The sequence below is a fragment of the Pelotomaculum schinkii genome (genome assembly GCF_004369205.1).
GTDB classification, from domain to species: domain Bacteria; phylum Bacillota; class Desulfotomaculia; order Desulfotomaculales; family Pelotomaculaceae; genus Pelotomaculum_C; species Pelotomaculum_C schinkii.
Genome location: NZ_QFGA01000001.1, coordinates 2118459 through 2131880, shown reverse-complemented (window position 1 = coordinate 2131880; position 13422 = coordinate 2118459). Strand labels below are relative to the sequence as shown.

11 protein-coding genes are annotated in these 13422 nt (G+C 49.9%); 10 read left to right on the top strand and 1 reads right to left on the bottom strand.

Going from position 1 to position 13422, the window contains the following annotated elements; genetic code table 11:
* Positions 1-36: 36 nt before the first annotated feature.
* The 10 genes from Psch_RS09895 to rarD all read left to right on the top strand — a co-directional run bounded on the left by Psch_RS09895 (position 37) and on the right by rarD (position 11625).
* Positions 37-717, top strand: coding sequence for a GntR family transcriptional regulator (locus Psch_RS09895; RefSeq protein WP_134217216.1), 681 nt, complete (start codon positions 37-39; stop codon positions 715-717).
* Positions 717-1472 (top strand): nucleotidyltransferase family protein, encoded by a 756-nt coding sequence (locus tag Psch_RS09890; protein WP_190240060.1) that lies wholly within the window; start codon positions 717-719, stop codon positions 1470-1472. The genes Psch_RS09895 and Psch_RS09890 overlap by 1 nt, the downstream gene beginning before the upstream one ends.
* A gap of 530 nt (positions 1473-2002) precedes the next feature.
* Positions 2003-3067, top strand: a complete 1065-nt coding sequence (locus Psch_RS09885; RefSeq protein WP_190240059.1) for a GNAT family N-acetyltransferase — start codon at positions 2003-2005, stop codon at positions 3065-3067.
* Positions 3068-3442: 375 nt separating this feature from the next.
* Positions 3443-4162 carry an LCP family protein gene (locus Psch_RS09880; RefSeq protein ID WP_190240058.1) on the top strand — a complete coding sequence of 240 codons (720 nt, stop codon included), beginning with the start codon at positions 3443-3445 and terminating at the stop codon, positions 4160-4162.
* Positions 4163-4324: 162 nt separating this feature from the next.
* Positions 4325-5542: a threonine ammonia-lyase gene (gene ilvA, locus Psch_RS09875; RefSeq protein ID WP_190240057.1), complete on the top strand. Its 1218-nt coding sequence runs from the start codon at positions 4325-4327 to the stop codon at positions 5540-5542.
* 108 nt (positions 5543-5650) lie between these two features.
* A complete protein-coding gene (gene spoVG / locus Psch_RS09870) occupies positions 5651-5905 on the top strand; it encodes a septation regulator SpoVG (RefSeq protein WP_134217145.1) in 255 nt (84 codons plus the stop codon).
* 241 nt (positions 5906-6146) lie between these two features.
* On the top strand, positions 6147-7535 hold the full coding sequence (gene glmU, locus Psch_RS09865) for a bifunctional UDP-N-acetylglucosamine diphosphorylase/glucosamine-1-phosphate N-acetyltransferase GlmU (protein WP_134217146.1): 1389 nt from the start codon (positions 6147-6149) through the stop codon (positions 7533-7535).
* Between the two features lie 72 nt (positions 7536-7607).
* Complete coding sequence (locus Psch_RS09860) at positions 7608-8552, top strand: ribose-phosphate diphosphokinase (RefSeq protein WP_134217147.1); 945 nt, start codon at positions 7608-7610, stop codon at positions 8550-8552.
* Positions 8553-9146: 594 nt separating this feature from the next.
* Entirely contained in the window at positions 9147-10523 is a 1377-nt protein-coding gene (locus tag Psch_RS09855; protein WP_190240056.1) for an alanine/glycine:cation symporter family protein, read from the top strand.
* 103 nt (positions 10524-10626) lie between these two features.
* The gene (rarD, locus tag Psch_RS09850) at positions 10627-11625 is read left to right on the top strand and encodes an EamA family transporter RarD (protein WP_190240055.1); all 999 of its coding nucleotides are present in this window, start codon (positions 10627-10629) and stop codon (positions 11623-11625) included.
* A gap of 36 nt (positions 11626-11661) precedes the next feature.
* Here the strand turns inward: rarD and Psch_RS09845 are convergent, their stop codons facing one another.
* A complete protein-coding gene (locus Psch_RS09845; RefSeq protein ID WP_190240054.1) occupies positions 11662-13284 on the bottom strand; it encodes a copper amine oxidase N-terminal domain-containing protein in 1623 nt (540 codons plus the stop codon).
* Positions 13285-13422 lie beyond the last annotated feature (138 nt).

Sequence of the window (13422 nt, the reverse complement as noted above, 5' to 3'; positions counted from 1 at the left end):
AATATTATTACACTTACATTCCGGGGAGGGACATTGATGGACAAGTCAAGACTTATACCTATTAAACTGGACAATTATAAACCCCTTCGTGAAATGGTTTTCGAGTCCCTCCGGGAAGCAATTATCCAGGGGAGGTTGCGGCCGGGCGAGCGACTGATGGAAATCCAGCTCGCCGAAGAAATGGGTGTGAGCCGCACCCCGGTCAGGGAGGCCATCCGCAAGCTGGAACTGGAAGGGTTTGTGGTTATGGTTCCCCGCAAGGGGGCTTATGTGGCGGGCATATCGGTAAAGGATATCGTAGATATTTTTGAAGTGAGGGCTGCCCTGGAAGGGCTTGCTGCCGGACTTTCCGCCGAGAGAATCACGGACGAAGAGATGGATCAACTTGAGCGGTCAATTCATCAAATAAACGTCAGCGCAGAGGAAGATCTCAAAGCGGTAGTTGAAGGAGATACTGCTTTTCACGCTCTTATTTACAAATCCTCCCGCAACCAGCGACTGGAACAGATTATTATTAATCTCCATGAGCAGATTAACCGTTTTCGTATGACATCTTTATCCCAGCCGGGCCGTTTAAAAATCGCTCTGGATGAACACACCAAGATTGTTGAGGCGATTTCCGACCGCAACGTGGAACAAGCCCAGAAACTTGCCACTGAGCATATTGAAAACGCCGAGCAAAGCCTCTTAAATGCCCTCAGGGAGGAAGAGGCTTAATGGTTGACGCTGTTGTCCTGGCCGGGAGCAGCAATGAAGGGCCGCTCAGAGAATGCAGCGAGGTCCGCTACGAGGCGCTGATACCGATAGGCGAAAAAATCATGGTCCAGTATGTGGTTGAAGCGCTATTGAGATGTCGTCAGATAAGGCGGGTGGTGGTGGTTGGTCCCGTTGCAGAGCTTTCCCCGTTTTTTAACGGAGAGCGGGTATCTGTTATAGAGTCTCGCGGCGGTATTATGGAAAACATCGAAGCAGGACTGAAGAGTGTCCTGGGGGCTGGCCGGGTACTGCTGGTTACTTCCGACATTCCCATGCTCACAACCCAGGCGGTTAACGATTTCCTCGAGCTTTGCGGCGATATGAGCGGCGACCTGTATTACCCTATCATTTCCAAGCAGGTGGTGGAGAGTAAATTCCCAACGACCAGGCGCACCTATGTCAATTTAAAAGAGGGTGTGTTTACGGGGGGAAACCTCTTCTTAATTAACCCCGCGATTTTTAAGCAATGTGTTGAAAACGGGCAAAAAATTATCAGCCTGCGCAAGAGCCCGGTTGGACTTTGCAGGCTAATCGGCCTGGGATTTGTACTGAAGTTTTTAATGCGCTCCCTGACCATTGCCGAGGCTGAGCAAAAAGCCTCACAGCTTTTGGGCATGATTAAGGGAATTGTGGTAATGTCAAAATATCCTGAAGTTGGCGTTGATGTTGATAAGCCCGCCGACCTTACTCTGGCGCTGAAGACTTTGGGAGCATAGTTAACTCTGTGGTTGGTCGTAAGGCGTAGGGCGTATCTGTGTTCGTGTTCCTTTGAGATGCGTGCGAATAAATTCGCGCCTGCACTTGATTGGGTATAAGGTGCAAGCGGTAATAGTTAATTTGTTCCAATATTTGTTTCGGTACAATGGTTTGTATCGTCAATGCACTCTGAATCTGCCGGTCCTTGAGGGCCGGTTTGTTGTTTTTTTATGATAAATTCACATGCCTTATCGCTGTGCCAGCGTAAGCAGCCACATTTTCTTTGGGTTTGGCTTTTTGTATGCTGCCCACTTATTTATAAGGTAGTTGTCATGCCTTCAGCGGTATCATGGATCATGAAAACATACTTAGCGAGGTGCGATTTCAATCGCACAACGGCGCGCCAGCGCCGAACTTGTGGCAGCCAATGTTGCATTTGTGCGAATGAATTCGCACCTACATGTTTTGAAGCGATCTGTGTGTATTTTCAAGGTAGTAGCAATGGGCTGACTGCCGGAATAACCTGTAGCAAAAAAAGTGGGGGTGTGTTATGGCTGTAGAGGTTGTAGCTGTCTCGAGCCCGGAAGAACTTCAGGTCTTTAACGCCTTCCCGGGATCGGTTTACCGTGGTGTTTTTACGGCGCCGTCTTTTCCCATTATCGATCCCGCCAACCCGAGACGGGATCGCCTGTTTGCGCGGGTGGAAGCGCAGCCTTTTCTGGCGGTGCATAGAGGTTATGCTGCCGGGCGCATTGCGGCCGGTGTCCATACGGACGAACAGTTAAGGTCTACCGGTTATTTTGGGTACTTTGAAGCTTTACCCGACCCCACTGTGGCGGTTGCGCTGATTGAAAGAGCTTCAGCATGGCTGGCCGGCAGGGGAGTAAAGGTAATGATCGGACCTGTTGATCTTACTCCGCACGAACGGGTGGGCCTATTGGTGGAGGGTTTTAAGGGTTTTCACCTGCCGGGCATGCCCTATAATCCCCCCTATTATCAGGATCTGTTAAAAGCAAGCGGGCTGGAGCTGGAAGTGGACCTGCTGGCTTACCACCGTGACCTCGGGAAGCCTTTACCGGAGCGGTTGGTAAGAGTGGCTTCCCGGGCTATGAATAACCAGACCCTGCGTATCAGGGAACTGGATTTTAACAACCTGACAGCTGAGGGAGAAAAATTTTCATGCCTGCATAACGGTTCAATGCCGGGTATCTGGGGGTTCGCGCCTCTTTCCCCGGAGGAAGGCGCCGCCATTTTGCATAGACTGAAGGGTTTTTATGACCCCGGCTTGATCCTGATCGCTGAAGTTGACGGAAAGCCGGCCGGTCTCTGTTTGACCCTTTTAGCTTTAAGAAGAAACTCCGGTAGGGCGCTGGCGGGTCCCCGGACCGCCCGTCTGGCCGTCTTGGCCGTGCTGCCGCCCTTTCGGTTTAAGGGGCTGGAAGCCGCGCTGATTCTAGAATGTATCCGCAGGGCTGGCCGGAGAGGCGTCATGCGCTTCGAATTATCCCAAATTGCGGAGAGTAACCGGATGATGAACAAAATTATCCAGAACATGGGGCAAGCCAGGAAGGGCAGGGTCTACCGGGTTTATCGAAAAACGCTTCTCGATTCGTAGTAACCTCACGTCCGCAGAGGTGATCTGTGGGCTCACGCTAGCGTGATTTTAAGGCCCGCCACTGAAAATAAGAGTCCGGCATACGAAGCGAGACCCCAAAAATGTAGGTACGAATTCATTCGCACAAATGCGGATTGGCTGCCACGAGTTCGGAGCTGGCACGCCGTATGCGGTTGGAATCGACGCCTACATCGCTGGTGTTTTTATGATACGTGGCGCCGCTGGCGGCTGGACATCCTGAAAATAACGTTGAACAAAATTGGGACGAACATGAGCCGCGTTATAAGCCCACAGGTCGTCAGAGGCGAATTTTTTTTAGAATAAAAGTCAGCCCGCAGTTTCATAATATTTTTGGTAGATTTAAGGGGGCTTTCTATGACATACACCAGGTGTATACGGAGCTGCCTTGTCCTTTTAGTATTTCTTTTGCTTTTTGCCGCTTGGGTTAATCCATCCGGGGCGGCGCAGGACGGTCAAGGCAACATCCTTATTTTTTGGACTGAAAATGACCGCCTTAAAGCCGTTACGCTCATGACAGCGCAAGGTCGCGGCAATCCGGTGGGTATCGTGGCCATACCGGTATATATCAGGATTAACGAGGGTGAACACCATCTCACCATTTCTGAGACCTACGCAAGGGTGGGCAGGGAAGGGCTGACCTGTCGTCTGGAGCAGCTTTTCCAGACGCCCATCGGCAGCTACCTGGCAGTGGACCAGTCGACACTGGAAAAAGCCAGTTGTATTTTCGGGCCAATTATCATGGAAGGCAGGACAACCTCGTTGGCTGAAGTTTTTGAAGGAAGCTACACGGAGGGTGAAATCGAACCCCAGTCCGAGATCCGTGCTCTGGCCGCCCGCCTGGTGGAACCGAAAGCGCTGATTAAGGCGCCGCAAGTGATGATGATCTTAACCACAGAGGTAAGGACCAACCTGGGCTACAGAAGCATCTGGAATATTTACCGCATGGTGGAACTGCAGGGTCCCGGGGTAATCCACAAAAGAGCGCTGACAGGACGGGATTTTTACGTGGGCAACCGGAAATACCGTGACGTCGCGCCGGAAGCGTGGGCGAGAACGCTCAATGACGTCACCTAGGTCTAGCGAACTCATTCGCACAAAGGCTACATTATCTGCCCAAGTGCGTCGCTGACGCGCCGTTGTGCGATTAAAATCGCGCCTGCACCGGCTGGTATTTTCATGATACGTAGCGCCTGGATAGCGGCATGTGTATCTAATAATAAAAACAAGGAGAGAATTATGTCGGAGGCGTTATTGACACTGGACATGGTCAGGGCCGCCAGGCAGCGGATGGCCGGGGCGGCGCACATCACCCCGCTTGAGTATTCTCATACCTTCAGCCGGCTAACTGGCAATAATGTTTTCCTCAAGCTGGAAAACACGCAGAAAACAGGTTCTTTTAAAATTCGGGGGGCCTATAACAAGGTTATGAGCCTGAGTGGTGAAGAAAAGGCGCGCGGAGTAATTGCGGCTTCAGCCGGCAACCATGCCCAGGGGGTGGCCTATGCCGCAGCCCGGGCGGGTTTAACCAGCGCCATTGTCATGCCTGAGGGGGCGCCGATTTCTAAAATAATGGCAGCCCGTGGTTACGGTGCGCAAGTAATCCTGGCCGGAGGTGGGTATGATGAAGCCTACCACCGCGCTCTTGAGCTCCAGGCGACGAGCGGGGCCACTTTCATCCATGGTTTTGATGATGTGGAAATAATGGCCGGTCAGGGCACGATTGCCCTGGAGCTGCTTGAGCAGATGCCGGACCTGGAGGCGGTGCTGGTACCGGTTGGCGGAGGCGGACTGATCGCAGGTATATCGCTGGCCATAAAAAAATCGAAACCCTCAGTACGTATAATTGGCGTGCAGGCCGGGGGGGCTCCGGCCATGTATCGCTCATACCGGGAAGGCGCCCTGATTGAAAGCAGCAATACCAGCACCTTTGCTGACGGGATAGCGATACGTCGGCCCGGCAAGCTGGCGTTTGAGATCATCCGGAGTTATGTGGACGATATCATCACCGTTGATGACGAAGAGATTGCCGGCGCTATCCTGATGCTTCTGGAGCGTTCGAAACTGGTGGTTGAGGGCGCCGGAGCGGTCGGCTTGGCCTCATTAATTTATCATAAAACATCTTTGACAGGAGCTAATACTGCAGTTGTTTTAAGTGGCGGCAATATAGATGTGAATATTCTTTCCATCATTATCGAGCGTGGTTTGGCCAAGTCAGGCCGTTATGTCCGCTTGCGGACAACCTTGACCGACCGGCCGGGCAGCCTTCAGAAACTGCTGTCGGTAGTCGCTCAAACTCATGCTAACGTGATTTCGATAAATCATGACCGGATTAGACCGGGCATACCTTTAAAACAGGCCGAAGTGCAGCTTGATCTTGAGACGAGGGACCAGGAACACATCCAGGAAATAGTGTCCATACTAAAGAAAAGCAATTATTTGCCAGAGATAATATAACAAAGGAATTATTTTCTTAAAATTTTGGAAATAAGAAGGAATTTGCCAAGTGTTGCAGAAAGAGCTATTTTAAGAGCGGTAACCATATTTGGGAAGGTGGTGAAATTCGTGGAAGTTACCGACGTCAGGGTTCGTAAAGTTTTAACAGAAGGCAAAATGAAAGCAATTGTATCGGTTACTTTGGATGATTCTTTTGTTGTTCACGATGTCAAGGTTGTTGAGGGGCAAAACGGGCTGTTTGTGGCGATGCCCAGCAGGAAAACACCGGACGGAGAGTTTCGTGACATAGCGCACCCGATTACTTCTATCGCTCGTGAATTAATCCAAACCGCCGTTCTACAGGCCTATGCTATGGCTATTTAATTAAATAATTGACAAGTAAGAGCTCTTGCTTCCAGATATGGTTGTCTAATGCCTTGCGCACCGTTTTACCACTTCAGGGCAAATTCACAACCACTTGGAGTACAAGCGCTCTTTTTATCTAAAGCTAGAGGAAATTAAATTTTTTTGTTGAATATGCTAATAATGTGGATTCTCGTGGTAAACCATATTTTAGGGAATCTTCACCATTATTATTATAGAACACTGCAAAGGAGGTCGCCGGATGAGTCTGGCGGCAGTTATTCTTGCTGCGGGTAAAGGCACCAGGATGAAGTCCGGGATGCCCAAGGTGCTTCATAAGATTTGCGGTAGGTCGATGCTGTCTTATGTTCTTGAGGCTGTTGCAGCTGCCGGGGTGGAACAGAATATTGTAGTGGTGGGTTTCGGCGCGGATTTGGTCGCCCAGGAAGTGGCGGGCCGGGGCCAGGTTGCGTTGCAGGCGGAACAGTTGGGAACAGCCCATGCGCTATTGCAGGCGAGCCCTTTATTAAAGGAATTTAATGGCCAGCTCCTGGTACTATGCGGCGATACCCCACTAATTGAGCCTGAAACGCTCTCCCGGTTGGTGGAGACACACCGGGCCACGGGAGCTGTCGCCACCGTGCTGACTGCCAAGGTGGAGGAGCCAACCGGTTATGGCCGGGTGATCCGGGACAAACAAGGCAGAGTGAAAAGGATAGTTGAGCAAAAAGACGCTTCTCCACAAGAAATTGAGGTGCTGGAGATCAATACCGGCATTTATTGCTTTGAGTCCGCCGGTCTTTTTGAGGCGCTGGACAAAGTTACACCGGCCAATGCCCAAGGTGAGTACTACCTCACCGATATTATTAAAACTTACGCCGCGGAGGGCAGGGCGGTCGGCGCAATGCTTCTGGCAAACCAGGCTGAGGCAGCCGGGATTAACGACCGTGTCCAACTGGCCGAGGTGGAGCGGGTGATCAGGTCGAGGGTCCTTTTGGAGCTAATGAGATCGGGAGTAACTGTAGTTGACCCGCAATCTACTTTTGTAGACCGTGGGGCACGGATCGGCCGGGACACGACCATCTACCCTTTTACTTTTATTGAGGGAAGCACGACAGTAGGTGAGGACTGCGTCATTGGCCCGGATACCCGCCTGGTAAACTCAGTGGTGGGAAGCGGTGTAACGATCCAAAACTCCATCGTTCTTGAAAGCTATATCCAGGACCGCTGTTCGATTGGCCCATTTTCCTATATCCGTCCTGAAACCAGGCTGGGAGAGGATGTCAAGGTGGGCGACTTTGTTGAAATCAAGAAATCAGATATCGGTAACGGCAGCAAGGTGCCTCACCTGGCCTACGTTGGCGATGCGACTGTCGGCCGGAAGGTCAACATTGGGGCGGGCACGATTACCTGCAATTATGACGGCCAACAAAAATGGCCCACACATATTGGTGACCGGGCTTTCATAGGCAGCAACACCAACCTGGTAGCTCCGGTCAAAATAGGCGCCGGCGCGACAACCGGAGCCGGTTCCACCATCACCAGGGATGTACCCGACGGCGCCCTGGGCGTGGAAAGGGCCAAGCAAGCCCTGGTGCTTGACTGGGAGAGCAGGAAAAAAAGCAAGGCCGAGAAGGGTAGGGATGGTTAGCGTCTACGTGACCATCTCTCTTCGAAAACCAGAAAAATAATCTGCGGTTAATACATTTTGGAGGTAGTAGGCATGTCATCTCGCAAGAGGCTAAAAATATTTACCGGAAACGCCAATCCCGAACTGGCTGAAGAGATTGCGCAGTACCTGGGGGTATCTGTGGGCGACGCCAAATGCACCCGTTTCTGTGACGGAGAAATCCAGGTTAAAATTAACGAGAGCGTAAGGGGCGCCGATGTTTTTATCATGCAGCCTACCTGCAGTCCCGTTAATGAGCACCTGATGGAACTCCTGATCATGATTGACGCCGTGCGGCGCGCTTCCGCGAAGCGGATTACCGCGGTTCTGCCTTATTACGGGTACGCCAGACAGGATCGGAAAACCAGGGCGCGAGACCCTATTACCGCCAAATTGGTTGCCAATATTTTGAATGCCAGCGGCGCCAGGCGGGTCCTCTGTATGGACCTGCACGCTGGTCAAATTCAGGGTTTTTTTGATATTCCGGTTGATCATCTGCCCGGTGTTCCCATCCTGGCCGAGTATATTTTACAAATAGGGCTTGATAATATCGTAGTGGTGTCACCCGACCTGGGTGGTGTCACCCGGGCCAGGGATCTGGCCGAACGGATTGGCGCCACCATCGCCATAATCGACAAACGCAGGCCTGAGCCCAACGTGGCCGAAGTTTCCAGCATCATTGGCAGCATCAAGGGCAAAAATGTGGTCATGCTGGACGACATCATTGATACTGCCGGGACCATCACCAAAGGGGCCGAGGCTTTAAAACAATGGGGCGCGAATGATATTTATGTGTGCTGCACTCACCCTATCCTTTCCGGGCCGGCGATAAAGCGGCTCGACGAGGCGCCCATCAAAGAAGTGATCGTTACCAATACCATCCCTGTGCCCAAGGAAAAAATGATCGATAAAATCAAGGTCTTATCTGTCGCTCCACTTCTCGGCGAGGCGATCATCCGCATCCATGAGGATCTCTCCGTGAGCAAATTGTTTGATTAAAAAGTCATGGACTCATAAGAAAATAAAAGTGGCTATCCCCAGCATGCTCCTCGGCAATGGGCAAAAGAACAAATTGCTTCTGGAATTGTCAAATCCAGTTTAGTCCTTAAACTCGTAATTTTATGAAGTCAATGGTAAGGTGGAGATCTTCCAGCAGAAACCGCTGGGAAATCTCCACCTTACCATTGACGAACCTTATTATAGGAAGAAATCTTGCGACGGTTTTCTGAAGCAGGCCTTATCTGCCAGTTTTATATTGCTTCGGCTAGCCGAGCCCTGTAAAAGAACGTTTCACCAGAGCCGGATAGCCTCCGTTGTATCCATCCATATCCATCGAAAAAAGCTCTTGGGCAGCTACTTCTTTTTAGAATATCATTGGCAGCTTTAAGTTCCTTGATCGATTTACGCATTTTATTGACTCCAGCCGGCGGAAAATTCCGCCGGTATTTTTGTTGCTTGTTTTCCACAGGAGGTAGCCAGGGACCAAGGAATTCATAGCTTTATGTCGAATAAATCACAAGCAGCCGCAACAAAGGTGTGATAAGCGACTTCACGACAAAAACTAAATTAATTGTAAGGACAGGTGATGCAGGAATGGAGGTAATTTCATTAATTGTAGGGAAAATAAACGGGTTTGTGTGGGGCCCGTGGATGCTGACCTTACTGGTCGGCACAGGTATATTCTTAACCTTGCGTCTGGGTTTTTTGCAGTTTTCCAACCTGCCGTACGCATTGAAGCTGGCCTTTTCACCCGCGAGGCAGGATAAAAAATCCTCAGGTGATATATCTCACTTTCAGGCGCTGATGACTGCTCTGTCGGCCACCATTGGAACCGGCAATATCGTAGGGGTTTCCACAGCCGTGGTATTGGGCGGGCCTGGCGCGCTGTTCTGGATGTGGGTAACCGCTGTATTTGGTATGGCTACCAAATACGGGGAAGCCGTACTGGCTGTAAAGTACCGGATCAAAGATGAAAAAGGTGAAATGGCCGGTGGTCCCATGTACTATATTGAACGAGGTATGGGGCAAAAATGGCTGGCCTGGTTATTTGCTTTTTTTGGCGCCATAGCTGCTTTCGGCATAGGAAATATGGTGCAGGCAAACTCTGTTGCGGGCGCAGTGCATGATACCTTTGGGGTTGCCGCATGGAAAACAGGCATAATCCTGGCCGTGTTGACCGCTGCGGTTATAATTGGCGGCATCAAAAGTATCGGCAAAGCTTCCGGCGTTATTGTGCCATTCATGGCAGTCTTCTACGTTCTGGCCGGGTTGGTTATCATTATTATGAACCTGGATAAACTACCCCACGCCTTTGGACTTATCTTTAGCAGCGCTTTTAGCTTCCAGGCTGGTTTTGGAGCTTTGATCGGCAGTACCATTCGTTACGGGGTAGCCCGGGGCGTATTCTCCAATGAGGCCGGCCTGGGCTCGGCCCCCATCGCTGCGGCCGCAGCCAAGACCGACCACCCGTGCCGTCAGGCGATGGTTTCCATGACGGGCACCTTTCTTGATACCATTATAGTCTGCAGCATTACAGGCATCGTTCTGGTAATGGCCGGTCTGTATCCCGGAGTAGAAAAAGCACAGGCCGCGGCGCTTACGAGCCGTTCTTTTGAAGCCTTTTTCCCGGGCATCGGCAGCCTGATAGTTACTATTGGCCTAATCCTATTCGCTTACTCCACTGTTTTAGGGTGGTATTATTACGGTGAAAAATGCTTCTATTACCTGGTTGGCGCGCGTTTTATCATCGTTTACCGGGTGCTGTTCAGCATAGCTGTTGTGGTGGGAGCAACATTAAATCTTGGTCTGGTTTGGGATATCGCCGACACCATGAATGGAGCCATGGCTATACCCAACCTGATCGCCCTGATCGCTTTGTCTGGAATTATTGCGGCGGAAACAAACGACTTTAAGAAGCTGCGCGCAAAAGAAAGTATGCTCAAAACGCAATTATCGTCTTCAGAAGCATAAAAAAATCTCATCATGCAGGTGAGACAGGGATCGTCCCCTGTCTCGCTTGCTTTTATAGATAGATAAACATAAAATAGATTTATTCGTAAATAGGGGTAAGACTATGAAAACTGAACAGACAGACGAACGACTAACCGGTATGGCAGCTACCGCCGGAGCTTATTTGTTGTGGGGCATATTGCCGCTTTACTGGAAGCTGGTCGACCTTGTTCCGCCTCTTGAAATACTGGCGCAACGGATTACCTGGTCTTTTTTCTTTATGGCGCTGGTCTTGCTTTCAACCAGAAAGTTTAAAGATTTTTGGGGCGAACTGTGCGAAATCAGTTGTAAACTAAAAAAATTGTCCGGCATTGTAATAGCTTCTTTGCTTATCAGCGTGAATTGGTTGACTTATATTTGGGCTGTAAACAGCAACCATATTATTGACACGAGCCTGGGTTATTACATCAATCCACTGGTTAGCGTGTTATTGGGCATTATTATACTTAAAGAAAAGCTATCGTTTTGGCAGATGGTTTCCTTCTTCCTGGCCATGCTTGGTGTGTTGAATCTGACGTTTCACTTCGGCGCTATTCCTTGGGTTGCGTTGATCCTGGCAATTACCTTTGGTTTATACGGTCTGTGCAAAAAAATGATCCAACTCGGGGCCATCACTGGAATAACATTGGAAACCCTCATTATGACCCCGTTTGCCTTGCTCTATCTCAATTATGTACATAACCACGGGGCCCTATTCTTTGGCTTTGGTCATCCCGGTATTTCAGTTCTTTTAGCCGGGGCCGGCGTTGTCACGGCAGTGCCGCTAATCTTGTTTGCAAGCGGCGCCAGGCGCCTCCCGTTGTCGACCATGGGGTTTTTGCAGTATATCGCCCCAACCATTGCGCTGCTCTTAGGAGTATTTATTTTTCATGAACCGTTCACAACTGTTCACATGGTGTCCTTTGTTTTTATCTGGGTTGCTTTGACGGTTTTCTCACTGGCAAGGACCAGGTTATTTATCCAACTTGAATCAGTGATATTGAAAAAGAATATCTTTCAAAGGTTCAACCGGGAAAAACTGACGCCTTTGACGGGTGAACAAGGAAGTGTCTCCAAAAAGTAATTTGGGCCAAAAATTTATCTTATTATCATTTGTAAGCTAGGGAATGACGCGGGTACTTGCCTTATGGTTGATGAACACAGTATTTGTAGCCTCACTATAATAAACCATGCAGCCTAACTCCTCGGCAATAAACCGCACCGGGACCATAGCTCTCCCCTCGCTTGCAAAAGGGGTAACATCCAGGTGCTTCCGGGTACCGTTGACAGTGTAGGTCTGATCACCCAGGAATATGGAGATGGTGGTATCCCCATTGGTCATAACGACCTGATTGGGCTCACTCCAAACGACTGTAAAGCCGAGTTTTTCCGCCAGGTCCCGGATCGGGACCATAGTCCTGCCGTCTTTGATAAAGGGGTCCACGTCAAAGGAGAGCGCTTCGCCGTCAAGGACTACCTGCACCTCCTCATGGAATGGAGCCGGCTTGCTGCTTGCCTCTGTGAGATCCATACTGTTGTCGGGGGTAAGTTCGGGGAGGTTTATGGCAACACTTTTTTCAGGTTTGTAGCGATCTGTTCCCTTCAGGCTTAAGAGCAGGTAGCTGTCCTCGTCGCTGCTTTCGCTAAAATTAAGATCTATTATAGAGTTGGTGCGGTATTCAGCCTTAGTCAGGCGGAGATCCTGGCTTACTTTTCCATCAAGGCTGAAACCTTCTGTTTTATCTGTTAAGTTGAAGGAAATAAGTCCGGTACCGCTTATGTTTTCTTTGCCGCCCTGGGTTGTGCTGTCGATGTGGATGTTGGTTGATGTGCCCAAGTCATTCATGCCGAGCTCAAAGAGAAATTTGTCCGGGCCTGCCGGCAGCAGGGAGGACTCAATAACCAGGTTGAAGGTCAGTTTGTCGCCCAGCATCTCCAGCATTTGATCGGGACTGTCAGGAGTATCCGCAACTTGATAGAGGTATTCCAATGTCTCCAGAATACCTTGTTTGCTATCTTCCGCACTTACCGTAGGATCGAAGGCGGTTAAAATATTAAACACCAGATCGGCGAACCGCTCCGGCTCGTCAAAAGCCTTGAATGTTAAAGAGCGTATGACCTCCGGCAATCCGTTCCGGTCTATCTGTAATTTTATTGTTTTTTCGGCAGGAGAAAGCTGATAGTAATGCTCCGGTATTGCTTCGAAGATAAATATAAGCATTTCCTCCAGGGCCGGTGAAATTTCAGGCTGGACCATGCTGTCCCAACCCCCGGCGTCGGCTAGCCCGGTAAAATAGACATAACGGGGCAGGGTTAAGTCGCTGGGGGCAGGCGCCTGGTACAAGTCCTTAATCAGGTCCATGAACTCTGTTGATACAATCATTTTGTCGCTATCCATAAATAAGGAGCCGCTGCGGTTTTTCCCCCCCAGGGTAAGCGTATATTTTGCTTCCATCTTTTCAGCAGGGCCGTCAACCTTGGAGTCTAACTTCAACCTGGCACGGGTCAGCAGCTGTATGGCTTCTTCACTGCCGGGCAAATTAGTCTTTAATTCTTTAATTTCCAAAACTGATGTTCCGGAATAGATGTGGTAAGGTATACCACTTACCACCAGACCGTTATTCTTCAAATCGGTCAGGAACAACTGCTTGGCCGAAGTTTGTGTTTCCCCGAAAGCTGCGTTAGCGACAGCCAGGCAGAACAACAAACTTAAAAGCACAGATAAAAAACAATGCCTTTTCACTTTTTATCCCCCCAATAAAGAACTATTCCTTCTTTTTCCACACCTGGTCCTCAATTACCTTCCATCAAGAAAAAAAGTTAAATATTTAGTTGTGTATGAAAAAAAGGCCGTCATTTGTTTTCAATGAAAGCCCCTGAC

What these genes read in the sequence shown, in the direction of transcription:
- Psch_RS09890 (WP_190240060.1), top strand. Translation starts at nt 717, where the DNA reads ATGGTTGACGCTGTTGTCCTGGCCGGGAGCAGCAATGAAGGGCCGCTC.
- Psch_RS09895 (WP_134217216.1), top strand. Translation starts at nt 37, where the DNA reads ATGGACAAGTCAAGACTTATACCTATTAAACTGGACAATTATAAACCC.
- Psch_RS09885 (WP_190240059.1), top strand. Translation starts at nt 2,003, where the DNA reads ATGGCTGTAGAGGTTGTAGCTGTCTCGAGCCCGGAAGAACTTCAGGTC.
- Psch_RS09880 (WP_190240058.1), top strand. Translation starts at nt 3,443, where the DNA reads ATGACATACACCAGGTGTATACGGAGCTGCCTTGTCCTTTTAGTATTT.
- Psch_RS09860 (WP_134217147.1), top strand. Translation starts at nt 7,608, where the DNA reads ATGTCATCTCGCAAGAGGCTAAAAATATTTACCGGAAACGCCAATCCC.
- glmU (WP_134217146.1), top strand. Translation starts at nt 6,147, where the DNA reads ATGAGTCTGGCGGCAGTTATTCTTGCTGCGGGTAAAGGCACCAGGATG.
- ilvA (WP_190240057.1), top strand. Translation starts at nt 4,325, where the DNA reads ATGTCGGAGGCGTTATTGACACTGGACATGGTCAGGGCCGCCAGGCAG.
- Psch_RS09855 (WP_190240056.1), top strand. Translation starts at nt 9,147, where the DNA reads ATGGAGGTAATTTCATTAATTGTAGGGAAAATAAACGGGTTTGTGTGG.
- rarD (WP_190240055.1), top strand. Translation starts at nt 10,627, where the DNA reads ATGAAAACTGAACAGACAGACGAACGACTAACCGGTATGGCAGCTACC.